This is a genomic window from Variovorax sp. VaC1 (genome assembly GCF_043658315.1).
Lineage (GTDB): Bacteria > Pseudomonadota > Gammaproteobacteria > Burkholderiales > Burkholderiaceae_C > Variovorax.
Genome location: NZ_JBIGLT010000001.1, coordinates 725118 through 747810, shown reverse-complemented (window position 1 = coordinate 747810; position 22693 = coordinate 725118). Strand labels below are relative to the sequence as shown.

Annotated in this window: 20 protein-coding genes; 7 read left to right on the top strand and 13 right to left on the bottom strand. The window is 66.7% G+C overall.

The features are described 5' to 3' along the window. Positions 1-12: 12 nt before the first annotated feature. From ACGLHS_RS03655 to adh, 12 genes are all read right to left on the bottom strand, one after another. Positions 13-429, bottom strand: coding sequence for a YjfI family protein (locus ACGLHS_RS03655; protein ID WP_394476925.1), 417 nt, complete (start codon positions 427-429; stop codon positions 13-15). A gap of 1454 nt (positions 430-1883) precedes the next feature. After that, positions 1884-2507 (bottom strand): ANTAR domain-containing response regulator, encoded by a 624-nt coding sequence (locus ACGLHS_RS03650; RefSeq protein WP_394478165.1) that lies wholly within the window; start codon positions 2505-2507, stop codon positions 1884-1886. A 1-nt stretch (position 2508) separates the two neighbouring features. After that, positions 2509-3657 carry a transporter substrate-binding domain-containing protein gene (locus ACGLHS_RS03645; RefSeq protein WP_394476923.1) on the bottom strand — a complete coding sequence of 383 codons (1149 nt, stop codon included), beginning with the start codon at positions 3655-3657 and terminating at the stop codon, positions 2509-2511. Between the two features lie 87 nt (positions 3658-3744). Further along, complete coding sequence (locus tag ACGLHS_RS03640) at positions 3745-4461, bottom strand: ABC transporter ATP-binding protein (protein WP_394476921.1); 717 nt, start codon at positions 4459-4461, stop codon at positions 3745-3747. Further along, positions 4458-6263, bottom strand: a complete 1806-nt coding sequence (locus ACGLHS_RS03635) for an ATP-binding cassette domain-containing protein (RefSeq protein WP_394476919.1) — start codon at positions 6261-6263, stop codon at positions 4458-4460. Before ACGLHS_RS03635 ends, ACGLHS_RS03640 begins: the two co-directional genes overlap by 4 nt. 10 nt (positions 6264-6273) lie before the next feature. Then, positions 6274-7107, bottom strand: coding sequence for a branched-chain amino acid ABC transporter permease (locus ACGLHS_RS03630; protein ID WP_394476917.1), 834 nt, complete (start codon positions 7105-7107; stop codon positions 6274-6276). A gap of 52 nt (positions 7108-7159) precedes the next feature. Beyond that, positions 7160-8320, bottom strand: a complete 1161-nt coding sequence (locus ACGLHS_RS03625; protein ID WP_394476914.1) for a substrate-binding protein — start codon at positions 8318-8320, stop codon at positions 7160-7162. 67 nt (positions 8321-8387) lie between these two features. Then, complete coding sequence (locus ACGLHS_RS03620) at positions 8388-9272, bottom strand: nitrilase family protein (protein WP_394476912.1); 885 nt, start codon at positions 9270-9272, stop codon at positions 8388-8390. Between the two features lie 183 nt (positions 9273-9455). Continuing rightward, complete coding sequence (locus tag ACGLHS_RS03615) at positions 9456-9665, bottom strand: molybdopterin-binding protein (protein ID WP_093237249.1); 210 nt, start codon at positions 9663-9665, stop codon at positions 9456-9458. A 54-nt stretch (positions 9666-9719) separates the two neighbouring features. Further along, a complete protein-coding gene (locus ACGLHS_RS03610; protein WP_394476909.1) occupies positions 9720-11054 on the bottom strand; it encodes a DUF2325 domain-containing protein in 1335 nt (444 codons plus the stop codon). Positions 11055-11130: 76 nt separating this feature from the next. After that, positions 11131-11508: a DUF779 domain-containing protein gene (locus tag ACGLHS_RS03605; protein WP_394476907.1), complete on the bottom strand. Its 378-nt coding sequence runs from the start codon at positions 11506-11508 to the stop codon at positions 11131-11133. Between the two features lie 79 nt (positions 11509-11587). After that, positions 11588-13108 carry an aldehyde dehydrogenase gene (gene adh, locus ACGLHS_RS03600; protein ID WP_394476904.1) on the bottom strand — a complete coding sequence of 507 codons (1521 nt, stop codon included), beginning with the start codon at positions 13106-13108 and terminating at the stop codon, positions 11588-11590. A gap of 246 nt (positions 13109-13354) precedes the next feature. Between adh and ACGLHS_RS03595 the strand changes: the two genes are divergently transcribed. The 4 genes from ACGLHS_RS03595 (at position 13355) to ACGLHS_RS03580 (ending at position 18442) form a co-directional block, all read left to right on the top strand. After that, the gene (locus ACGLHS_RS03595; protein WP_394476902.1) at positions 13355-15256 is read left to right on the top strand and encodes a sigma-54-dependent Fis family transcriptional regulator; all 1902 of its coding nucleotides are present in this window, start codon (positions 13355-13357) and stop codon (positions 15254-15256) included. Positions 15257-15274: 18 nt separating this feature from the next. Further along, positions 15275-15673 carry a gamma-glutamylcyclotransferase family protein gene (locus ACGLHS_RS03590; protein WP_394476900.1) on the top strand — a complete coding sequence of 133 codons (399 nt, stop codon included), beginning with the start codon at positions 15275-15277 and terminating at the stop codon, positions 15671-15673. Between the two features lie 68 nt (positions 15674-15741). Further along, on the top strand, positions 15742-16584 hold the full coding sequence (locus tag ACGLHS_RS03585; RefSeq protein ID WP_394476897.1) for a class I SAM-dependent methyltransferase: 843 nt from the start codon (positions 15742-15744) through the stop codon (positions 16582-16584). Positions 16585-16843: 259 nt separating this feature from the next. Then, on the top strand, positions 16844-18442 hold the full coding sequence (locus ACGLHS_RS03580) for a glucan biosynthesis protein (protein ID WP_093237243.1): 1599 nt from the start codon (positions 16844-16846) through the stop codon (positions 18440-18442). A 19-nt stretch (positions 18443-18461) separates the two neighbouring features. On the opposite strand, the gene ACGLHS_RS03575 is transcribed toward ACGLHS_RS03580, so the two are convergent. After that, positions 18462-18872: an FKBP-type peptidyl-prolyl cis-trans isomerase gene (locus ACGLHS_RS03575; RefSeq protein ID WP_093237242.1), complete on the bottom strand. Its 411-nt coding sequence runs from the start codon at positions 18870-18872 to the stop codon at positions 18462-18464. Between the two features lie 135 nt (positions 18873-19007). Here ACGLHS_RS03575 and eat point away from each other — a divergent pair, with 135 nt between their 5' ends. From eat to eutC, 3 genes are read left to right on the top strand one after another with little or no spacing between them, the layout of a single operon-like run. Continuing rightward, on the top strand, positions 19008-20423 hold the full coding sequence (gene eat / locus ACGLHS_RS03570; protein ID WP_394476894.1) for an ethanolamine permease: 1416 nt from the start codon (positions 19008-19010) through the stop codon (positions 20421-20423). Between the two features lie 27 nt (positions 20424-20450). Beyond that, entirely contained in the window at positions 20451-21845 is a 1395-nt protein-coding gene (locus ACGLHS_RS03565; RefSeq protein WP_394476891.1) for an ethanolamine ammonia-lyase subunit EutB, read from the top strand. Further along, on the top strand, positions 21842-22621 hold the full coding sequence (eutC, locus tag ACGLHS_RS03560; protein WP_093237239.1) for an ethanolamine ammonia-lyase subunit EutC: 780 nt from the start codon (positions 21842-21844) through the stop codon (positions 22619-22621). Before ACGLHS_RS03565 ends, eutC begins: the two co-directional genes overlap by 4 nt. Positions 22622-22693: the final 72 nt, after the last annotated feature.

Genomic DNA, 22693 nt, shown 5'->3' with positions numbered 1-22693 from the left:
GATGATCTCCGCTTAGTTCAGGAATTCGGACAAGGCATCGAGTGCATCGAGTGCGTTGTCGCTGAGCACGGCCACTTCGCGTGCAATGTCTTCGACGCTCGCATCGCGCCCCAGCGCGCCAGTGAGCACGTAGCGGCCGTCGACACGGCCGAAGGACGAGAGCGGCACCGAAGGATTCAGGTCGAGCAGCGATTCGAGCAGCTCGGTGCGGCGCGTGGGCTTTACTTCTTCCTCGGTCCAGAGATAGCAGATGCAGATGATCTGCATGTCCGAACTGGTGACGAAGATCGGCAGCTCATCGCGCCCCTCGATGCTCACCTGGACCACGGGCGTGCTGCCCGGAATGGGCTGCAGCTGCACCGGCAGCCCTCCCATCGCGGCGCCGGCCAGCGTGTCCAATCCCTTGAGTTGATCGAGCAGTGATTGCATACCTCTCCTTATGGTTGAGTGCCGATGGAAGCGAGCAGGCTTCGATAAGGCCACTGTAGGCGCTACGACATAACATGTCAAAAATTTCTTTTGGCCGAGCCATGACTTTCGGCACTGGCGCGCTCTCTAGAATCCGCCGATGGCAAGCCCGATCCAATTGGTCCGCGTCGACTTCATCGCGCTGTGCGGGCCCCGCGCAAGGCGCTCGCCGGACTGTTTTCCGAGGAGCCATCAATGACGGAGCTGTTGCTTCTCGCGGTATGCGCCCTGCTGCTGTTGATCAACACGCTGATGACAGGACGCGTCATGTCGAGCGTCGAGGTTCCCATGCGAAAGAACCTGCTGATCGGAATGATCTGGATTGCCCCTTTCGTGGGCGCCCTGATTGCAAAAGGCCATCTGCCAGCACAGCCCGCTGCCCCCGCTCGAAAAACCAAGGCGCCGGCCGCAGGCTTCGCCACCGACATGGCCCCCAGAGAAATCGCGCTGGGCGATGGACCACCGTTTCCACTGATCGAAAACATGGGTCTCTACAACGGATTTCCCATGGTCAATTGGCCCGCTCTGGCCGAGTGGGCATCTTCTCTCGGCGGCATCGATCTTCAGCGCCAGGCAATGACCTTGGGGCAACGCGCGTGGCTGCTCCACTTCAGGGATGCACTGGGGCCGCACTTTCATCTTTACGAAACGGACGATGCCTATGTGGTGTCTTCACTGGAAGACGTCGTGGCTGTGGCAACGGCCGCATATATCGCATCCACGCGCAAGCGAATCCAGCGACTTCTGGCCGGCATCGCGCATTTCGACGCGGACGACAAGAACACCTTGCTGGTTGTGGACGATCAAAGAACGTACTACAGCTATGTCTCGGCGTACTACCCCGAAGGCGGCGAGATCGCCCCCAGCGGAGGCATGTTCATCAACGCGGGCTGTGCACACTTTCTCGCGATGCGGGCCGACCTCGCGGCCATCGAACCGGTCATCGCGCATGAGATGACGCACAGCGCCCTCTCGCACCTCGGACTGCCTAGATGGTTGGATGAAGGACTCGCCGTCAACACGGAGAGAAGATTGACCAGGCAAGGCCATGTGACCATGCGCCCGCAGGAACTGCACCGCAAGCATCTCGCGTTCTGGGGGCCATCCGAGATTCAGGAGTTCTGGTCCGGTCATTCGTTCTTCAGGACCGATGACGGCAACCTGCTGTCCTATGAGCTCGCGCGCGTCATGGTCGAACAGATGAGCCAGGACCGGGAACTGTTCACGCGCTTTGCCCTGAATGCCCAGCGCGAAGACGGCGGTGCCGAAGCCGCCCTCAAGGTGCTGGGTGTGGACCTCGGTGCTTACGCCTGTGCGTTGTTTGACCGGGAACCCGATCCTGCGTGGAGTCCCGATCCGAAAGGCTGGAACGCTCCCGAGCCCAAACCGCCGATCGTCGGCGATCAGGACGCCGATCAACTGCCCCCGCGCACCCGCCCCAACCCCAGCTTCTCCATCGCCTCGTGCGCCTCGACAACCATCAACGCCACTTCCGCCACCGTGACCCGCAGCGTGGTCGCGCGCGTGCGCATGTGCTCATAGGCCTGGGCCTCCGTCAGCGCCTGCGTGTCGGCCAGCATGCGAATGGCCTTCTCGATCTGCCGGCGTGACTTGATCGTTTCTTCGAGCTTGCTGACCTTGCTTTGCAGCCGCTCCTGGTAACCACGCGACGAACGCGCGAGCACCAGCGTGCTCAGCACGCCCGACGAGCGGAACGGCCGGGTCAGCACGCCGTGCGCGCTGGTGTCCAGCAGCAGCTTCAGCGTGGTCGGGTTCTCGTAGTCGGACAGCGCGATCAGCGTCGCCTCGACGGCACTGGCGCACCAGCTGGTGCTGTCCTGCAGTTCCTGCGACACCTGGAAGAAGATCACGTCGCAACCCGTGGGTGGCGCGGCGGGAAAGGGCCAGATGATCTTCAGCCGGCAGCCGATGCGCTTGAGCTGGTCGAGAAGAATGTCGCGGTCTTCGCCCGGTGGGTACACCACCGCGACGCAAATGCTGCGCAGGTCATCGTAGAGGCGACGCAAGCTGCTCATGATGTCAGCTCAGCCAGAACTCGGAAAAACCGAAGGTCGACAGGTATGGGTCGGGCTTGACCGGGCCCGCGCCCTCCCACAGCAGATCGAACTGCCCGTCGCCGCGGCACACCGCGATGCGTGGCGTCAGGAAGGTGTGGTTGTTTTCCGCATCGATCGTCAACGGCCCCTCGGGCGATTCGAAGCGCACCGTGCGCACGGCATTGACGAGCTTGCGCGTGTCCAGGCTGCCGCTGCGCTCCAGCGCCCGCGCGAACAGGTGGACCTGGCTGTAGGCCGCTTCGGACCACATGCTGGTGGGCCGGTCGCCAAAGCGCTTGCGCCACAGCGCGATGAAGCGGTCGTTGCTCTCGTTCTTCAGCGAGCTGAAATACGTGGCCGACGTGATGTGCCCCACGCAGGCCTCGACGCCGATCATGCGCACCTCTTCTTCCACCATCGACAGGCTGGCGATCGGCATGCGCTGCGGGTCGAGCCCGTGCTCGCGGTAGATCTGGTACAGGCGCCGCGCCGACTGGCCGACGATGGTGCAGAAGATGACGTCGGGCTGCGCATCGGCGATGTCGCGCATGACGTCCTGCAGTTGCGCTTCCGACGCTTCCAACGGCACGTAGACCTCGTCGAGGATCTCGCCGCCGTGCTGCTCGACCATCTCGCGCATCACGCGATTCGACTCGCGCGGAAAAATATAGTCGGCACCGATCAGGAAGAAGCGCCGCCCCCTGTTCTTCAGCAGGTAGGCGGCGAGCTGCACGCTGTTCTGGTTCGGTACCGCACCCGTGTAGATGACGTTGGCCGAGTACTCGAAGCCCTCGTAGAACGAGCAGTACCACAGCAGCGCGTTGTTGCGCTCGACCACCGGCAGCACCGCCTTGCGGCTCGACGAGCGCGAGCAGCCGAAGATGACGTTCACCTCGTCTTCCAGCAGCAGCCGGGTCGCGAGCCGCCGGTACTCGTCGGCATCGCCCTTGGGGTCGTAGGCCACGGGCAGCAGCGGCCGGTCGAGCACGCCGCCCAGCCCGTTGATTTCCTCGATGGCGAGCACCGTGCCGAAGAAGTGCTCCGACTCGGTCACGCCCGTCGCGCCCGAGCGCGAATGCAGCACGCCGATGCGCCAGCCGTCTTCGGCGGGGGCGGGTTTTTCAGTGGTCATCGGCTTTCTCCAACATCGTTCGAACAGGCACAGCACGATCCGTGCCTTCTTACCCCTGCGGCCATCTTCGGCACCCCGCGCCCAAAGTCAAACCCTCAAGTGGTCGAAGACCGACGCTGCGGCGCCACCGGCCTTGGCATGGCCTTCGTCGACCAGCTCGCCCTGCTTCAACACCACATAGCGGTCGGCGACCTGCAGCGCGAACGGCACGTTCTGCTCCACGATCAGCATCGCCGTGCCGCGCCGGGCGCGTTCGTCCAGCAGCGCACGGGCCAGCCGGTCGATGACCGAGGGTTGCAGCCCTTCGGTGATCTCGTCGAGCAGGATCATCGAAGGCCGCATCATCAGCGCCCGCGCCAGCAGCAGCATCTTCTGCTCGCCGCCCGAGAGCGTGCCGGCGTCCTGCTTCAGGCGGGTCTTGAAGACAGGGAACAGCGGCTCGATGTCCGCAAAGCGCTCGTCGAAGACGGATTCCTTTTCCAGCCCGAGCCGCAGGTTGTCGCGGATGCTCAGGTCGGCGAACAGCGCCTGCTCCTGCGCCGCATAGGCGATGCCCTGGCGCGCGATGCGGTGCGGCGGCTGGTGGGTGATGTCGTGCCCGTTCAGGCGAACCTGGCCGCCCTTCTTGGGCAGGTAGCCCATCACCGTCTTGAGCAAGGTGCTCTTGCCCATGCCGTTCTTGCCCAGCAGCGCCACGGCCTCGCCGGCCGCGACGTCGAGCGACAAGCCGCGCAGCACCACGGAAGCGCCGTAGCCGCTGGAGAGGCGTTCGAGGCTCAGTGCCCGTTGCTTCGTCTCGCTCATGCGGCCTCCTGCGGCGCATGTGCGCTGCCGGCGTAGATGGTCTTCACCAACGGCGAGTTCACCACCTCCTCGAAACTGCCCTGCATCACGATGGTTCCCTGGTGCAACACCACGATGCGCGTGGCGATCTGCTCGACGAAGTCGAGGTCGTGTTCCACCAGCAGGCAACACAGGCCGTGCCGATGCGCGAGCGACGACAGCACCTCGCCGATCTGCGCGCGCTCGGTCTGGGTCAGGCCGGCGGTCGGCTCGTCGAGCAGCACGATGCGCGGCTCCAGCGCCAGCACCATCGCAAGCTCCAATGCCTGCTGTTCGCCGTGCGAGAGATCGCGCGCCACGGTGGCCAGCTTGGCATCGAGCCCGGTGGCGCGCACCACGTCGAGCGCGTAGGCCGGCAGGCGCAGCGCGTCGTCTTGCCGCAGCAGCGAAGGCCGCTCCAGCAGCGTGCCCGCGATGCGCAGGCACTGCGCCACCGTCAGCGACTCGAAGATGTTGGCGTTCTGGAACTTGCGTCCCAGTCCGAAGCGCACGCAGGCCTCGGGCGGCAGGTCACGGATGTCGTGGCCACACAGCTTCACGGTGCCGGCACTGCGCTCGGCCCCGTCGCTCATGCAGCGCATCAGCGTGGTCTTGCCCGCCCCGTTCGGTCCGATCAGCCCGACCAGTTCGCCGGCATGCGCTTCGAGGTCGATGCCCTGCAACACCTTGAGTGCGCCGTAGTGCTTCGCGACCTGCGCCATGTGCAGGGCCGGCGTGGCCGCCTGCGCAGCGGCCACGACACCGACCGACCGCGCTGCCAGCGTCGGCACGCGCGCAGCGATGCGGCCCAGCCCGAAGGGCTTGAGCAGCAATGGCACCAGCCCTTGCGGCAGCAGCACGATGACCCCCACGAAGGCCACGCCGACGATCAGCTGCCACGCGAACGGCATGCTTCCGCTCAGGTAGGCGGTGGCCACGTTGATCAGCACCGCGCCGATCAGCGGCCCCCAGAGCGTGCCGCGCCCGCCCAGCGCGACCCAGATGATCAGCTCGGTGCCCAGCGCGAAGCCGGTCAGCTCTGGCGCCACCACGCCGCTGAAGGCGCCGTAGCCGAAGCCGGCGATGCCCGCGACCATCGCCATGACGGTCAGCAGCGCGATCTTGACCGCCGCCGTGGGAATGCCGAGGTAGGTGCAGCGCGATTCGTTGTCGCGAATGGCGGCCAGCACGCGCCCGGCGTCGCTGCGCACCAGCAGCCAGCCCAGCAGGCCGAACAGCACGAGCATACCGCCGGCCACCCAGTACCAGGCCTCGACCGAGAGGTCGAAGCTCTCGTAGCCTGTCAGGCCCGAGCTGGAGCCCGTCCACTGGCCGCCCGACAGCAGCAGCTGCGTCAGCACGATCGGCAGCACCAGCGAGATGACTGTCGCGAAGAACGGCGAGGCGCCCCGGTAGAACGACAGCCACCCCACCAGCGCCCCAACCGCCGCGCTGACCACGATGGCCGCGCCCAATGCCAGCAGCGCCGTCGAAATGCTGAAGCCGCTGTGCGTGAACACCAGCCCCGCCGCATAGGCGCCGATGCCGAAGAAGGCCGATTGGCCGAAGCTCAGATAGCCGGTGTAGCCCCACAGCACATCGACCGTGATCGCCGCGATGGCGAAGAAGAAGGCCTTCACGAGGATGTTGAGCAGGTAGGTGTCGAACACCCACGGCCCGGCCACGATCAGCAGCAGGCCGATGCCGCCCAGCACCGAGAGCCCTCGGCCCGAGCGCAACGTGGCGCGCAGCGAAGAAAGCGACGAAGGCGCCGTGGAAGCCATTGCGATGCTCTCAGCCACGGGCAAACCCCTTCGGACGGATGCGCAGCGTGACCGCCGCGAGCACCGCGATGGTCAACCCGCCGAGCACCGGGTTCGCATACGTACTCACCAGCACCTGGCAGGCACCGAACACCACGCAGGTCAGCAGCAGGCTCGGCATCGAATGGCCCGACACCATGACCAGCATGAAGGCGCTCACCAGCCAGGGCAGCCCCATGTTCGGATCGACGCTCGACAGCGGCGTGATCATCGTGCCCGCCAGCGTGCCCAGCCCCGCCCCCAGGCTGAAAGTGATGAAGCGCACGCGCCCTGCATGGATGCCCAGGCCGCTGGCCAGCTCCTCGTTCATGATCACCGCGCGCGTGCGGATGCCGAAGCGCGTGCCGTTGAGCAGACCGGTCAGCAACAGGCACAGCGCGATGGCGATGGGCACCAGCAGCAGTCGGTAGGCCGAGTAGTCCACACCGCCGACCGACCACGTGCCCGCGAGCGGCGCGTCGACGAACTGCACCTCGCGGCCGAAGGCCATCACGATCGACTGCCCGATGACGATGCCCAGGCCCCAGGTCGCGAGGATGGCGTCGAGCGGCCGCTTGTAGAGCGGCTTCACGATCAGCCACTCCACCAGCATGCCGGCCACCACGCCGACCACCAGCGCCAATGGCCAGCTCAGCCACGGATCGAGCTTCAGCTGGGTCACCACATAGCTCGCGTAGCCGCCGAGCGTGAGCAGCGCACCGTGCGCGAAATTGACGATCTTCATCACCCCGAAAATCATCATCAGCCCGGCGGTGACGATGAAGAGCATCGCCGCGGTCGTGAGCAAATCCAGCAACAGCACCATGTAGCGGCCCTTGTCTCTTTGTCTCGTTGTCTCTTCGTGTCCGTCTGCGACGTTACTTCAGGTTCGGGCACTGGGCGCCGGGGTCGACGCTCGCGAAGGTCTCGAGGATCTTGATCGACCCGTCGGCCTGCACCTGGCCCAGGCGCATCGACAGCGGCGTGTGGCGGCTCTTGTTCATCGACACCGCACCGCGCGGGCCGGTGAACGACACCTCGCCGAGCGCCTTCACCACCTGGGCCGCATCGACCGAGCCGGCCTTTTCAACCGCCGCCTTGTAGAGAAAGAAGGCCTCGTACTGCGGCTCCGACAGCTCGTTGGGCGTCTTCAGGTCGGCGCCGAACTTCTTCTTCATCGCCTCGAGAAACTTCCTGTTCTCGGGGATGTCGATGCCCGTCAGGTAGGAGGCCGACATGTACATGCCGCCGGCCACGTCGCCCATGGTCTTTGCGGTGCCCTCGTCGATCGCGAGGTTGCCGTAGGGCAGCGTGAGGCCCGCGCCCTTGAGCTGCTTGGCCAGCGACACATTGGGCGCGCCGCCCGCGGTGGCGCTGATGAGGGCATCGGGCTTGGCAGCGCGCAGCTTCGAGATCACCGAGGTCCAGTCGCTGCCGTCGATCGGCAGGTATTCCTCGCCCACCACCTTGCCGCCCTTCTGCTCGATGTACTTGCGGGTGAAGTCGAGCATGCCGCGGCCGAAGGCGTAGTCGTTGCCGACCAGGAAGAAGGTCTTGGCGCTCTTGCTCTTGAGGAAGTAGTCGACCACCGGCGCCACCTGCTGCTCGGGCACCCAGCCGTTCACGTACATCCAGTTGTTGCACGAGCGCCCCTCGTAGAACGAGGTGTAGATGTACGGCACCTTGCCCTTGCTCACCACCGGCAGCGCCGCGTTGCGCGCGGCGCTGTTTTCCATCGCGATGATGGCGGCCACCTTCTTCTGGAACACCAGCGTGTCGAAGGCCTTCTGCGCACCGACGGCGCCGGAGGCATCGTCCACGATCTCCAGCTCGACCTTGCGCCCGAGGATGCCGCCGGCCGCGTTGATCTCGTCGACCGCAAGCTGCGACGACTGCACCGCGGCCGGCGCCACCACGCTGTTGGCGCCCGACAGGCCGACCGCCACGCCGATGCGAAGCGGGTCGGCGGCCTGGGCATTGGCGCCCAGCAAGGCTGCGGCCGCCAGGGCGCCGAGGCGCAGGAGGGAAGTGATCTTCATGTTCAAGGTCCTCTCGAAGTTCGGTGGAAGGTTTTTTGAGTGAGTGACAGCAGAAAAATCGAAAGGGTCAGTGCCGCGGCAGCGGCCAGCCTGTCCCCAGCATCGGGTCGTAGATGTCGTCGCGCCGGTCGCGCAGCACATCGTTGAATGCATTCAGATGGCGCGCCTGGCGCGACGCCTTGAGGTTGATGCGGGCGTAAAGAATCTCCTCGCCATCGTGCGAGGCGGGCCCCGCCAACGGCCACCCTTGCGCGCCCACGATGAGGCTCTGCCCGACGAAGGGCTGGCCCCGCTCGGTGCCCGTGCGGTTGGCGCAGACGATGTTCATCCCGTTGCTGTGGGCGCTTGCCATGGCGAGCGTGGTGGCCATCGCCGGGCGGTCCGCGGGCTGCTGCGGCATGGGCACCCAGTTGGTCGGCATGCAGACGAGGTCCACGCCCTGCATCGCGAGCAGGCGATAGGTTTCGGGGAACCAGCCGTCGTAGCAGATCAGCACGCCCAGCCGCCCCAGCTCGGTGTGGAACACCGGCAGCCCCTTGTTGCCGGGCTCGAAGAACAGATGCTCGTCGCCCCACAGGTGCAGCTTGCGGTAGGTGCCCAGCCAGCCGCGAGGGCCGAGCACGGCGGCCGCGTTGTAGAGGCGATCGCCCTCTCGCTCGGCAATGCCCGCGACCACGTGCACGTTGCAGCGCTGCGCCACTTCAGCCCAGGCGCGCGTGCTCGGTCCGTCGGGCACCGGCTCGGCCAGCGCGAAGGCCTCGGCGCGGCTGGCGAACACGTAGCCGCTGTTGGCCAGCTCGGGCAGCACCACGATCGACGCGCCCTTTGCAGCGGCCTGCTCTATCAATTCCACGGACCGCGCGACGTTGGCCGCCGTGTGCCCCACGTGCGGCTCCATCTGCACACTCGCCACGACGAGATCCGGAAAACCCTGGCCTTCTTCCACAGTCATTCAAGCTCCAAAAAGCAAAAAGCCCTCGACCCCGCTTGCGCGTTGTTCGAGGGCTTTCATAGCCGGTATGTGAAGCAGCAATGTTGCTGCCCGACGCATCCGTCAAGGACGGGTGCTGTCGTGGGGCTGGAGATTAGAAGAAGGTATTCGCGGTGTCAAATGGAATTTTGGGCGCTGCGAATTTCAGTCGGTGCCGACCATCACGCTCGACGCCTTGATCACCGCATAGGCCTTGCCGCCTTCGACCAGCGAGAGCGCCTGGGCCGAGCTGCTGGTGATGGTCGAGACGATCTGAACGCCGGCTGCGATCTCCAGCGTGACCTCGGTCGTGACCGGACCGCGAACAATGGAAATGACCTTGCCGGACAGGACGTTGCGTGCGCTGATTTTCATGAAGTGCTCCTGGGTTGGATTGAGCACGCTAGTCTATCGGCGGCACCTTCCCTCTCAACCGTGCCTTGGGCAGATCGACCTGTCCGATGATGGACTGGCCCCACCGACATCGGCGGGCGGCGTCGAGAACGCCGCCGCAAAGCACCCGATGCCCGCACTGCGCAAGGGCATGTAGCGCACCTGCTGGCGCACGCAGATGCGCTTGATGTTGTCGACCGATTCATGGTCGATGCAGTCGACCGGAAACACCACCACCTGCGCCCAGGACACCGCCGAGGCCAGCAGCCCGGCCCGGTCTTCCAGGCCGCCGCCGTGGCGCCGGAACTCACCGCCGTGCCGCTGCACGAGGTCGCGGATGGCGGGCATGGCGCTGGGCCGTCCGCCGACATAGAGAACGCGGCGCCCCTGCAATTGCCGGTCGAGGTCGGCACCGGCACCCGGCGCAGCCTCGCCGGCGTTGAGCTTCAACTGCGCCTCGGCCGCGGCGAGTTCGCGCCCCAGCGCGATCGCATGCTGGCGCAGGTGCTCCAGCTCTTCCGCGAGCCGGTTGGCCTCGGCCACGGCCGCCACCGCAGCCTGCTCCGCGCGTTCGCGCCGACCGGTCTGCACCGCGATGAGCGCGGCGGCGCGCTCGCCCTCTTCCGCGCGCGCCCGCGCCGCATGGGCAAGGTCGGCGGCTTCCGGCGATGCGATGCTGCGCGCATTGCCGGCTTCGATCAGCTCGTGCTTCAGCCCGGCGATGGTCTTGTCTCTCTCCTCCAGCAGTTCCAGCGAGCGGACCTGGTGCCGGTCCAGCCGCTCGCGCAAATCGATGTTGTCGCGCTCCAGCGCCTCCAGCCGGCGGATGTCCGCCCGGTTGGCCACGCCCACCAGATGCGACAGCATGTGCACGTCGCCGAAGGCCCGCTGCCGCAGTTCGGCGGTGGCCTTGCGGTGCATCAGCACAGCCCAGTACGCACCGGGAATCTCGCCTTGCCGCAGCGCTTCTTCCCAGCAGGCGGTGAGCGCCGGCGCGTCGTGGATCTTCGACAGGCGCTGGATGACCGGCGCGTGCCGATGGTCCAGCGCCTTCTGCAGCGCCTTGGTGACGGCCGTGTTCTGCGTCGCGAGCCGGACGGCATCGTGGTGGATCTCCGGGTCGCTGGCGCCTTCCACGTCCGAGAAGCGCGCGATGAGCTTGCGAAGCTCGCCGGTCGTCAGGCAGGTGCCGATGACCGAGCAATAGAAATTCGTGTCGAGTTCAGACAGCCGAACGCGCCCACCGGGCGCTGCTTCTTCGGCGCTTTCCGCCGGCTCGCAACAGGCTGCGGCATTGCGAAACACGACCCGGCCGCTCGCCGCGTCCACGGGTGAGGCCGAAGAAAGAAGTTTGAAGGGCGGATGAAGCATGCGCCACGCAATATACGGCGCAACATAGCGAATGCCAAGCGGCCGGAGCGACTTTTACCCGCCGTGGGGCGAGCGCCTACCGGGTTTCTTCGGCTTCGAGCACGGCCCATTCCGCGTCGGTGAACAGCCGCGAACGCGTCAGGAAGCGCACGCCCTCCGGCCCTTCCAGCGAGAACATGCCGCCGCGCCCCGGCACCACGTCGATGATCAGCTGCGTGTGCTGCCAGTACTCGAACTGCGGCCCGCTGATGTAGAACGGCGTACCGCCGATGTGGCCGAGCAAGCGGTCGTAGTCGCCCACGATGAACTCGCCACGGGCGTAGCACATGGGCGCGCTGCCATCGCAGCAACCGCCCGACTGATGGAACATCAGCGGGCCGTGCTTGGCAATCAGTTTCTCGATGAGCGCCAGCGCCGCATCGGTCGCGGTCACGCGCAGGACTTCTTGCGTCATGGTGGCTTTCTTGCGGATGTCGAAAAGCCCCGCACGGGCTTCATGCAAAGCGCGTGCGGGGCGGCCATGCCTGCGGCGATCAGAAGAAGCCCAGCTTGTTCTCGCTGTAGCTCACCAGCAGGTTCTTGGTCTGCTGGTAGTGATCGAGCATCATCTTGTGGTTCTCGCGCCCGATGCCCGATTGCTTGTAGCCACCGAAGGCCGCGTGCGCCGGGTAGTGGTGATAGCAGTTGGTCCACACGCGGCCGGCCTGGATGCCACGGCCCATGCGGAAGGCGCGGTTCATGTCGCGGCTCCACACGCCGGCGCCCAGGCCGTACAGCGTGTCGTTGGCAATGGAGAGCGCTTCTTCCTCGTCCTTGAAAGTGGTGACCGACACCACGGGGCCGAAGATCTCTTCCTGGAAGATGCGCATCTTGTTGTGGCCCTTGAACACGGTCGGCTGCACGTAGTAGCCGTCGGCCAAGTCGCCTTCAAGTTTGGCACGTTCGCCGCCGATCAGCACCTGCGCGCCCTCCTGCCGACCGATGTCGAGGTACGACAGGATTTTTTCCAGCTGCTCGCTCGAAGCCTGCGCGCCGATCATCGTGTCCATTGCGAGCGGGCTGCCTTGCTTGATGGCGGCCACGCGCTTCAATGCACGCTCCATGAAGCGGTCGTAGATCGACTCCTGGATCAGCGCGCGGCTCGGGCAGGTACAGACCTCGCCCTGGTTCAGCGCGAACATCGCGAAGCCTTCGAGTGCCTTGTCGAAGAAGCTGTCGTCCTTGTCCATCACGTCGGCGAAAAAGATGTTGGGCGACTTGCCGCCCAGCTCCAGCGTGACCGGAATCAGGTTCTGGCTCGCGTACTGCGAGATCAGCCGGCCGGTGGTGGTCTCGCCGGTGAAGGCGATCTTGCCGATGCGGTTGCTCGACGCCAGCGGCTTGCCCGCCTCCACGCCGAAACCGTTGACCACGTTCAGCACGCCCGGCGGCAACAGGTCGGCGATGAGCTCCAGCAGCACCAGGATCGACACCGGCGTCTGCTCGGCCGGCTTCAGCACCACGCAGTTGCCGGCCGCGAGCGCGGGCGCCAGCTTCCACACCGCCATCAGGATCGGGAAGTTCCACGGAATGATCTGGCCGACCACGCCGATGGGCTCGTGGAAGTGGTACGCGAAGGTCTCGTGGTCGATCTCGCTGATGCCGCCTTCCTGCGCGCGGATGCACGAGGCGAAGTAGCGGAAGTGGTCGACGGCGAGCGGCAGGTCGGCCGCCATGGTTTCGCGCAGCGGCTTGCCGTTGTCCCAGGTTTCGGCGGCCGCCAGCATGGGCAGGTTTTCCTGGATGCGGTCGGCGATCTTGTTGAGGATGTTGGCGCGCTCGGTGGTCGAACTGCGACCCCATGCACCCTTGGCCTTGTGAGCCGCATCGAGCGCGCGGTCGATGTCGGCCGCCGTCGAACGCGGCACTTCGCAGAAGACCTTGCCGGTGACGGGCGTGATGTTCTCGAAGTACTGGTTGTCCACCGGCGCGACCCATTCGCCGCCGATGAAATTGCCGTAGCGCTTTTTGAACGGCACCGCGGTGCCGAATTTGCCCGGTTCAAGCATGTCCATGACTTGTCTCCATGTGCTGGTGGTGGTGGCGCCACGACATGCGGCGACCCGCGCTGACAACCGCAAGCCACGTACCCGCGCGGATCAGGACATTCCCTGAGTACTTCCTCGTGGCAACAAGGTGCCGCAGAGGGTTTCCATTCGCAATCTGCGACATGCATGCGCGAACATAGCGACTAGGATGTCGCACAAGGCGAATACGACGCAGCGAAGACGCGAAACAACGGGAACCCACCGGAGACACGCATGAGTGAAGCGCAGTTGCCATCGGTCAGAGTGGAGCAGGCTCGCGAGCTGTTCTTCAGGCAGGGCCGCGACCCCGCGCCATGGATCGCGCCGCACATCTCGCGCTCGTGGCAGCGCAGCCGGCCGGTCGATCGCCTGTGCATCGACCCCGAGCCGATGGCGCTGGCACTGCTGAGCGAACGGCGCGAGCAGGCAATGCGGCTGCTCAATTGCGCGCAACCCGAACTCGACGGGCTGGCCGAGCATGCGGTCGGCAATGGCTGCGTGGTGATCCTGTCGGACGCGAGCGGCTTGATCCTCGAAGAAATCGGCAGCCCCGACTTTCTGCCGAAGGCCGAGCGCATTGCGCTGCAGCCCGGCGTGGAATGGTCGGAAGACCATCGCGGCACCAATGCCATCGGCACTGCGCTGATGGAACGCGAGGCGCTGATGGTGCTGGGCGGCGAACACTACCTGGCGCAGAACGGCGCACTGGGCTGCGCGGCGGCGCCCATCTTCACCGGGCGCGGCGAGCTGGCGGGCGCGCTCGACATCTCGGGCGAAACCGCGCGCGTCAACCCGCATGCGCTGGGCCTGGTCCGCATGGCCGCGCAGCAGGTCGAGCACCGGATGATGCTGGCCGAGGCCGGCGGCCACGTGCTGCGCTTTCATGCGCGGCCGGCGCTGATCGGCACCGCGCGCGAAGGGCTCATGGTGATCGAGGGCGGGCGGATCGTCGCAGCCAACCGCGTTGCGCTCGAACTGTTCGACCGGTCGTGGGAAGGCCTGCTCGACCTCGACGTCCGCGACTTTCTCGGCCCGCACTGGCCGCGCATGGAACACCGGCGCAGCCTGCTCACCCTGCCGGGCGGACGCCAGATCGCCACGGTGATGGAGCGTTCGGGCACACCGGGCAGCGCACGCACGGCAAGCCGGCGCGCGCATGCGCCCGACAGCCTGCGGGCACCCGAAGCCGACGCCGTGCTGCCGCTGCTGGAGCGTGCCGTGCGGGTGCTGAACGAAGGCGTCTCGGTGCTGGTGAACGGAGAAACCGGCAGCGGCAAAGAGGTGTTCTCCCGCCGGCTGCATGCCGCGAGCCGGCGCGGCACGGGCCCGTTCGTGGCGGTCGATTGCGCCTCGCTGCCCGAGACGCTGATCGAGTCCGAGCTGTTCGGCTACGAGGAAGGCGCCTTCACCGGCGCCAGGCGCAAGGGCATGGCGGGCCGCATCCGCGAGGCCCACGGCGGAGTGCTGTTCCTCGACGAGATCGCCGAGATACCGCTTGCGCTGCAGACACGCCTTCTGCGCGTGCTGGAAGAACGCGTGGTCACGCCGCTCGGCGGCGGCCAGGGCGTGGCGGTGGATTTCGACCTCGTCTGCGCCACGCACGGCAACCTGCCGGCGCTGGTGGAGGCCGGGCGCTTTCGCGCCGACCTGATGTACCGCGTGGCGGGCTTCAGCGTCGCCCTGCCCTCGCTCAGCCAGCGCAGCGACCGGCATGCGCTGATTGCGCGGCTGTTTCTCGAATCGGGCGGCGCGGCCAAGCACCTGCGGCTGGAAGACGATGCGCTCGAAGCGCTTGCGGCCTACCGCTGGCCCGGCAATGTGCGCGAGCTGCGCAGCACGTTGCGCGCCATCGTCGCACTGGCCGACCCCGGGGATTCGGTGGACGCGCCCGCGCTGCCTGCGCATCTGCGGCACGGCACGCCGCCGGTGCAACCTCACGACGCAACAGCCACCGACGCCCGGCCCACATCGCAAGCCGCAGAGCCGCTGGTCGCCATCACGCGCCATGCCATCGACGAGGCGCTCAAGGCCTGTGACCATGACGTCGCAAGGGCCGCGCGCCGCCTGGGCGTTCACCGCAGCACCATCTATCGCCATCTCGCACGCCAGCGCGGCAAGCCCGCCGCGCGCCCATGAACCTGGACTCCTTCGCCCATGACATCACCTAAAGCCGGACGCACCGAAGCGGCCGACACCGCCACCACCGAACGCCTCTTCTCCTACGGCACGCTGCAACTGCAGTCGGTGCAGCTGGCCACCTTCGGCCGCAAGCTGGCCGGCCAGCTCGACCGGCTGCCGGGCTATCGCCTGGAGCAGCTCGAGATCAAGGACGCGGCGGTGGTCGCCACCAGCGGCAAGACGCACCACCCCATCGTCGCGCCCAGCGGCGTGCCGCAGGACGGCGTGGACGGCGCCGTCTTCGCCGTCACGCCGGCCGAACTGGCGCATGCCGACGCCTACGAGGTGGCCGACTACCGGCGCGAGCGCGTCACCCTGGCATCGGGCCTGCAAGCCTGGGCCTACGTGGACGCACGCTCCGCGCCGGCCGGCTGAACGAAAGTCTGACTTGCCGGCTGCCACGGGAGCGGCCAGACTTTGCGCATGGCCCTCTTCCCGCATTCATGACCGCCCGCAAACCCGCACGGAGCTTGTCGGCCGTTCCTTCCACCTTGCGGATTCCGCTCGCCGCGCGCGCCTCGGGCGATGCGATGTTTCCGCAGGTCGCCGTGCGCGACGCCTACGCGGCCGGCATCCTGGAGCAGATCCGCGACGACGGGCAGCCGCTGCCGGAAGACCGGGCCACCATCTACGGCATCCTGGCGCGCACGCGGCGCTTTCGCGCCCTGGCGCAAGACTTCCTGAAGCAACATCCGGGCGCCCGCGTGGTCAACATGGGCTGCGGCCTGAGCCATTACTTCCAGTGGCTGGACGACGGCAAGTCGCGCATGACCGACGCCGACCTCCCCGAGGTGCTCGAACTGCGCCGCGAACTGCTGCCCGACACCCATCCGCGCCATGACGTCTGCGAGCTGGACCTGACCGCGCCCGACTGGTGGGAGCAGCTGTCGTTGCCGCGCAAGCGCAATGCGCAGCCGGTTTTTCTTTTCACCGAAGGCGTGCTGATGTACCTGGAGCCCGAGCAGGTGCAGGCGGTCTTGACCACCTTCGGCGAGCGTGCGCCCGCGGGTTCGGTGCTGGCCTTCGATGCGATGTGCTGGCTGGCCGTCGGGCGCGCCAGGCAGCACCCCTCGGTGCGCACCACCGGCGCGGAATTCCGCTGGGGGCTGCGCCGGCCCGCCGAACTGACGCAGCCCCATCCGCGCTTGCACCTGGACGCCACCTACCGGGTGCTGGAAGGCATGGGCCTGCCCTACACGCTGTTCGCACCGATGGTCCTGCTGCTGCTCGGCGTGCCGATCTATGCGGTGTATTCGCTGCGTGCCACCGACCCGGCCGATACATAAACGCACAATTTTCCGTATATCCGATTTTGTCCGGCTTTGTCCGGCCCCGATTGCGCGGAATGGCTGACGCCGCGGGGCCTGCGGCCCGGTCAAGCTGGGCGCTGTTCCCCGTCGCGGAAAATCCCATGCAGGCTTGGCTGGCCCTCGCTGCATTAGGATGATTTTTCCGGGCGCAGGTGCCTCCATGGGGTGCCTGCCCGCGCCGTTCGTTCTCTTGTTCCCCGTGTTCCCCCAAAGACTCGCAACCCTCAAGAACCACATGCTTGATCGCCGATCCTTCCTTGCCGCTGGCAGTGCCGCCGCCGCACTCGCCGCCCTCGGACTTCCCACGGAGGCGCTGGCCGCCAACGGCCTGCAACTGAGCCAGCCTTCGCCCTTCTCCTTCGACAGCCTCGTCGCCGAGGCCCAGCGCCTGGCCGCGCAACCCTATGCGGCCGCGCAGCCGCTCGCGCCCGAGGTGCTGGACCGCATCGACTACGACGCCCACGGCAAGATCAAGTTCGACCCCGCCAATGCGCTCTTTCGCGATGGCCCGGGTGCCTTTCCCGTCACCTTCTTCCATCTCGGCCGCTTCTTCCAGACGCCCGTGCGCATGCACGTGCTCGAAAACTCCGACGGCGATGCCTTTGCGCGCGAGGTGCTCTACAGCCCCGATTACTTCTCGATGCCGCCCGACAGCCCGGCGCGCGCGTTGCCGGCCGGCGCGGGCTTCGCGGGCTTTCGCCTGCAGGAAAGCCGCCTGGGCGACCAGAGCAAGCTCGACTGGCAGAAGAACGACTGGGTCGCCTTTCTCGGCGCCTCGTACTTCCGCGCCATCGGCGAGCTGTACCAGTATGGCCTGTCGGCGCGCGGCATCGCGCTCGACGTGGCGGTGCCCGACAAGCCCGAAGAGTTTCCCAACTTCACGCGCTTCTACTTCGAGACCCCGGCCGCCGGCAACACCACCTCGATGACGGTCTACGCGCTGCTCGAAGGCCCGAGCGTCACGGGCGTCTTCAAGTTCGTGATGCAGCGCGGCAAGGCCGTCCTCATGGACATCGACTCGCGCCTCTTCCTGCGCCGCGACGTGGGCCGCCTGGGCCTCGTGCCGCTCACGTCGATGTACTGGTACTCGGAGACCACCAAGCCCACCGCCATCGACTGGCGCCCCGAGGTGCACGACTCCGACGGCCTGGCCATCTGGAACGGTGCGGGCGAACGCATCTGGCGCCCGCTCAACAACCCCACGCAGACACGCGCCTCGGCCTTCGCCGACACCAAGCCGCGCGGCTTCGGCCTGCTGCAGCGCGACCGCAACTTCGACCACTACCAGGACGGCGTCAACTACGACAAGCGCCCCAGCCTGTGGATCGAACCGCTGGGCGACTGGGGCGAAGGCTCGGTGCAGCTGATCGAGATTCCGACCGACGACGAGATCCACGACAACATCGTCGCCTTCTGGGTGCCCAAGGCCGATGCCAAGGCGGGTGCCAGCTACAGCCTGCAATACCGCCTGTACTGGACCGACCAGGAGCCCTTTCCGTCACCGCTGGCGCACTGCGTGGCCACGCGCATCGGACGCGGCGGGCAACCGGGCCAGCCGCGTCCGCAGGGCGTGCGCAAGTTCATGGTCGAGTTCATCGGCCAGCCGCTCACCACCGTGCCCTTCGGCGTGAAGCCCGAGGTGGTGCTGGCGGCTTCGCGCGGCAAGTTCTCGTACGTGTTTGCCGAAGCCGTGCCCAACGGCGTGCCCGGCCACTGGCGCGCGCAGTTCGACTTCACGCCCGAAGGCACGGAGCCGATCGACATGCGGCTGTATCTGAAGAACGGGGATCAGACGTTGACGGAGACCTGGCTGTACCAGTACCAGCCAGGTTGATCGAAGCGGCGCGAAGCGATCAGCGCTTCGTGACCGACACCAACTCCACTTCGAAATTCAGCGTCGCATTCGGCGGAATCACGCCGCCCGCGCCGCGCGCGCCGTAGGCAATCGACGGCGGGCAGGTCAGCTTGGCCTTGCCGCCCGGCTTCATCTTCTGCACGCCTTCGGTCCAGCACGGGATCACGCCGTTGAGCGGGAACTCGGTGGGTTCGCCGCGCTTGTACGAGCTGTCGAATTCCTTGCCGGTGTCGGGAAAGGTGCCGCGGTAGTGCACCTTGACCGTGTCGGTGGCGGCGGGCGATGCGCCGGTGCCTTCTTTCAGCGATTGGTAGATCAGGCCGCTGGGCGTGGTCACCGGGGCAGATTGCGCAAAGGCTGCGGGGATGGCAAAGACAGACACGAGAGCGGCACAGAAAAAGGACTTCACGAAACACCTCGGGGATTGAAAGACCCCGATTATGGCCAGCGCCAGCGTCGCCTCCATGTAGCCCGATGTAGCTCGTGGAACAGCCCTTGCTTTGCCGAATGTGCACTGTCAACATTCACGAAGAGAGGACGTCGCATGAACGCCACCGAAGCCACGCCGGGCACACACGCCGGCACCGGTCATCTCAAGAAGGTTCTGGGTCCCATCCAGCTGTGGGGCATCGCGGTGGGCCTTGTCATCTCGGGTGAATACTTTGGTTGGAGCTACGGCTGGAACACCGCCGGCACGCTCGGTTTTCTGGTGGCCACGGTGCTGGTGGCGACCATGTACACCACCTTCATCTTCAGCTTCACCGAACTGTCGACCGCCATCCCGCATGCGGGCGGGCCCTTTGCCTATGCGCGGCGCGCGTTCGGGCCGCATGGCGGCTTCGTCGCGGGCTTTGCGACGCTGGTCGAATTCGTCTTTGCACCACCGGCCATCGCACTGGCCATCGGGGCCTACCTCAACGTGCAGTTCCCAGGCATCAACCCGAAGTGGTTCGCGCTCGGCGCGTACGTGATCTTCATCGGGCTCAACTGGATCGGCGTGGGCATCGCGGCGGCCTTCGAGCTGTTCGTCACGGTGCTGGCCATCGTCGAGCTGCTGGTGTTCATGGGCGTGGTCACGCTGGGCTGGACCATGGCCAACTTCGTGGCCAACGGCTGGGCCGGCGGCAGCGTGCTGAACGGTGCGGCCATCTCTGGCATCTTCGCGTCGATCCCGTTCGCGATCTGGTTCTTTCTTGCCATCGAGGGCGCGGCCATGGCGGCCGAAGAGGCGCGCGACCCGCATCGCACCATTCCCATCGCCTACACCACGGGCATCGTCACGCTGGTGGTGCTGGCCTTCGGCGTGATGATCTTCGCGGGCGGCGTGGGCGACTGGCGCAAGCTCGCGAACATCAACGATCCGCTGCCACAGGCCATGAAAGCGGTGGTGGGCGACAACAGCGGCTGGCTGCACATGCTGGTGTGGATCGGGCTGTTCGGGCTGGTCGCGTCCTTCCACGGAATCATCATGGGCTACTCGCGCCAGATCTTTGCGCTGGCGCGCGCGGGCTACCTGCCGCGCTACTTCGCCGGCCTGAGCCCGCGCTTCGACACGCCGCACCGCGCGCTGCTGGCCGGCGGGGTCATCGGTGTCATTGCCATCTTCAGCGACGAATGGGTGCAGTTCGGCGGCCAGACGCTCACCGCCAACATCGTGACCATGGCGGTGCTCGGCGCCATCGTGATGTACCTGATCTCGATGGCCGCGCTGTTCAAGCTGCGCCGCACCGAGCCCGACCTGCTGCGCACCTACCGCGCGCCCTTCTACCCCGTGTTCCCGGCCATCGCACTCGGCCTGGGCGTGGTGTGCCTGGGCGCGATGGTGTGGTTCAACTTCATGCTGACCGTGCTGTTCCTCGTGCTGATGGGCGCGGCCTATGGCTACTTCCTGCTGACCTCGGCGCAGCGCAAGGCAGCCGCGCCGGACGAGATGCTGTCGTCCTCCGCCACCACGGCCTGAACCCTTCCGCAACCACCTGAAAGACCGATGCGCTACCGGACCACCATCGACCAACAGGTCTTCGCCTTCGACGACCTGCGGCAGGTCATGGCCTTCGCCAGCCCGGCGCGCTCGGGCGACTACCTCGCGGGCATCGGCGCAGCCACCGCGCAGCAACGCATGGCGGCGCGCCATGTGCTGGCCGACACACCGCTCAAGCAGTTCCTGACCGAAGCGCTGATTCCGTACGAGAGTGACAACATCACGCGGCTCATCATCGACAGCCACGATGCGCAGGCTTTCGCGCCGGTGTCGCACCTCACGGTCGGCGACTTCCGCAACTGGCTGTTGTCCGAAGCAGCCACCACCGCCACGCTCACCGCACTGGCGCCGGGCCTCACGCCCGAGATGGTGGCGGCCGTGTCCAAGCTCATGCGCAACCAGGACCTGGTGTCGATCGCCAAGAAGTGCAACGTGGTCACGCGCTTTCGCGACACCATCGGCCTGCCCGGCCACCTGGCCGTGCGCCTGCAGCCTAACCACCCGACCGACGACCTGCGCGGCGTGGCCGCCTCCACGCTCGATGGCCTGCTCTACGGCGCGGGCGATGCGGTGATCGGCCTCAACCCCGCATCGGACAGCATGCCGGTGCTGGGCCAGTTGCTGCGCATGCTCGACGAGGTCATCCAGCGCTTCGAGATTCCCACCCAAAGCTGCGTGCTCACGCACGTGACCAACACGCTCAGGCTCGCGGAAGCGGGCGCGCCGGTCGACCTCGTGTTCCAGTCCATCGCCGGCACCGAGAAGGCGAACCTCTCGTTCGGCGTCACGCCCGAGCTGCTCGACGAAGCCTATGCGGCGGCGCTGTCGCTCCAGCGCGGGACCATCGGCAACAACGTCATGTACTTCGAAACGGGCCAGGGCAGCGCGCTGTCGGCCAATGCCAACTTCGGCGTCGACCAGCAGACCTGCGAGGTGCGCGCCTATGCATTGGCGCGGCGCTACAAGCCCTTTCTCATCAACACCGTGGTCGGCTTCATCGGGCCGGAGTATCTGTACGACGGCAAGCAGATCATTCGCGCCGGGCTCGAAGACCACTTCAGCGGCAAGCTGCTGGGCCTGCCCATCGGCTGCGACGTCTGCTACACCAACCACGCCGAAGCCGACCAGGACGACATGGACAACCTGCTCGTGCTGCTGGGTACGGCGGGCATCAACTTCATCATGGGCATTCCGGGTGCCGACGACGTGATGCTCAACTACCAGAGCACCTCGTTCCACGACGCGCTGTTCCTGCGCGAAACGCTGGGCCTGAAGCGCGCGCCCGAGTTCGAGGCCTGGCTGCAGCGCATGCAGATCACCAATGCGGCGGGGCAACTCGCGCCGCCTTCTGCCAACAAGCTGCTGGCCGGCATGGGCGGGCTCAAGGCGCTCGCGCAATGAGCGAATCCGTCACACCCAACCCCTGGGCGCAATGGCGTTCGGCCACGCCCGCGCGTCTGGCGCTCGGCCGTGCCGGCGCCGGCATGCCGACCGACGAAACCCTGCGCTTCGGCTGGGCGCATGCGATGGCGCGCGACGCGATCCATGCGGCGCTCGACGTCGATGCGCTCGACGCCACCTTGCGCGCGCAGCACTGGGAGGTGGCGCGCGCCCGCAGCCGCGCCGCCGACCGCACCACCTACCTGCGCCGCCCCGACCTGGGCCGCCAGCTCGATGAAGACGACGGCGGCCGGCTGCGCGCCATCGGGCGCTATGGCTGCGATGTCTGCATCGTCATCGGCGACGGTCTTTCCTCGCTCGCGGTGGCGCGCCATGCCGCGCCGTTGCTCGCAGCCCTGCGCGCGCACCTGCCGCCCGAGACGCGCTTCTCGCCCGTGGTCATCGCCACGCAGGCCCGCGTGGCGCTGGCCGACGAGGTGGGCGAGCTGTTCGGCGCGATGCTCTCGGTCATGCTGATCGGCGAACGGCCGGGCCTGAGTTCACCCGACAGCCTCGGCGTCTACCTGACCCATTCACCCCAGCGCGGCCGGCACGACGCCGAGCGCAACTGCATCTCGAACGTGCGGCCCGAGGGCCTGCCCTGCGAGGCGGCCGCGTTCAAGCTGGCATGGCTGATGCGAGAGTCGCTGCGCCGGGGGCTGACCGGCGTCGAACTCAAGGACGAGAGCGATCTCGCGGTGCTCGAGCAACGCCCCGCACCACCGCTGCCCCGCTGAGCGGCGGACTGACCCGGAACTGTCACGAGCGTTTCGTACGCTCGTCATTTTTCGCCCGCTCCTTCAAAACTA

What these genes read in the sequence shown, in the direction of transcription:
- adh (WP_394476904.1), bottom strand. Translation starts at nt 13,108, where the DNA reads ATGGACATGCTTGAACCGGGCAAATTCGGCACCGCGGTGCCGTTCAAA.
- eat (WP_394476894.1), top strand. Translation starts at nt 19,008, where the DNA reads ATGAACGCCACCGAAGCCACGCCGGGCACACACGCCGGCACCGGTCAT.
- ACGLHS_RS03640 (WP_394476921.1), bottom strand. Translation starts at nt 4,461, where the DNA reads ATGAGCGAGACGAAGCAACGGGCACTGAGCCTCGAACGCCTCTCCAGC.
- ACGLHS_RS03635 (WP_394476919.1), bottom strand. Translation starts at nt 6,263, where the DNA reads ATGGCTTCCACGGCGCCTTCGTCGCTTTCTTCGCTGCGCGCCACGTTG.
- ACGLHS_RS03565 (WP_394476891.1), top strand. Translation starts at nt 20,451, where the DNA reads ATGCGCTACCGGACCACCATCGACCAACAGGTCTTCGCCTTCGACGAC.
- ACGLHS_RS03625 (WP_394476914.1), bottom strand. Translation starts at nt 8,320, where the DNA reads ATGAAGATCACTTCCCTCCTGCGCCTCGGCGCCCTGGCGGCCGCAGCC.
- ACGLHS_RS03620 (WP_394476912.1), bottom strand. Translation starts at nt 9,272, where the DNA reads ATGACTGTGGAAGAAGGCCAGGGTTTTCCGGATCTCGTCGTGGCGAGT.
- ACGLHS_RS03590 (WP_394476900.1), top strand. Translation starts at nt 15,275, where the DNA reads ATGACATCACCTAAAGCCGGACGCACCGAAGCGGCCGACACCGCCACC.
- ACGLHS_RS03615 (WP_093237249.1), bottom strand. Translation starts at nt 9,665, where the DNA reads ATGAAAATCAGCGCACGCAACGTCCTGTCCGGCAAGGTCATTTCCATT.
- ACGLHS_RS03645 (WP_394476923.1), bottom strand. Translation starts at nt 3,657, where the DNA reads ATGACCACTGAAAAACCCGCCCCCGCCGAAGACGGCTGGCGCATCGGC.
- ACGLHS_RS03630 (WP_394476917.1), bottom strand. Translation starts at nt 7,107, where the DNA reads ATGGTGCTGTTGCTGGATTTGCTCACGACCGCGGCGATGCTCTTCATC.
- eutC (WP_093237239.1), top strand. Translation starts at nt 21,842, where the DNA reads ATGAGCGAATCCGTCACACCCAACCCCTGGGCGCAATGGCGTTCGGCC.
- ACGLHS_RS03595 (WP_394476902.1), top strand. Translation starts at nt 13,355, where the DNA reads ATGAGTGAAGCGCAGTTGCCATCGGTCAGAGTGGAGCAGGCTCGCGAG.
- ACGLHS_RS03655 (WP_394476925.1), bottom strand. Translation starts at nt 429, where the DNA reads ATGCAATCACTGCTCGATCAACTCAAGGGATTGGACACGCTGGCCGGC.
- ACGLHS_RS03585 (WP_394476897.1), top strand. Translation starts at nt 15,742, where the DNA reads ATGACCGCCCGCAAACCCGCACGGAGCTTGTCGGCCGTTCCTTCCACC.
- ACGLHS_RS03610 (WP_394476909.1), bottom strand. Translation starts at nt 11,054, where the DNA reads ATGCTTCATCCGCCCTTCAAACTTCTTTCTTCGGCCTCACCCGTGGAC.
- ACGLHS_RS03580 (WP_093237243.1), top strand. Translation starts at nt 16,844, where the DNA reads ATGCTTGATCGCCGATCCTTCCTTGCCGCTGGCAGTGCCGCCGCCGCA.
- ACGLHS_RS03605 (WP_394476907.1), bottom strand. Translation starts at nt 11,508, where the DNA reads ATGACGCAAGAAGTCCTGCGCGTGACCGCGACCGATGCGGCGCTGGCG.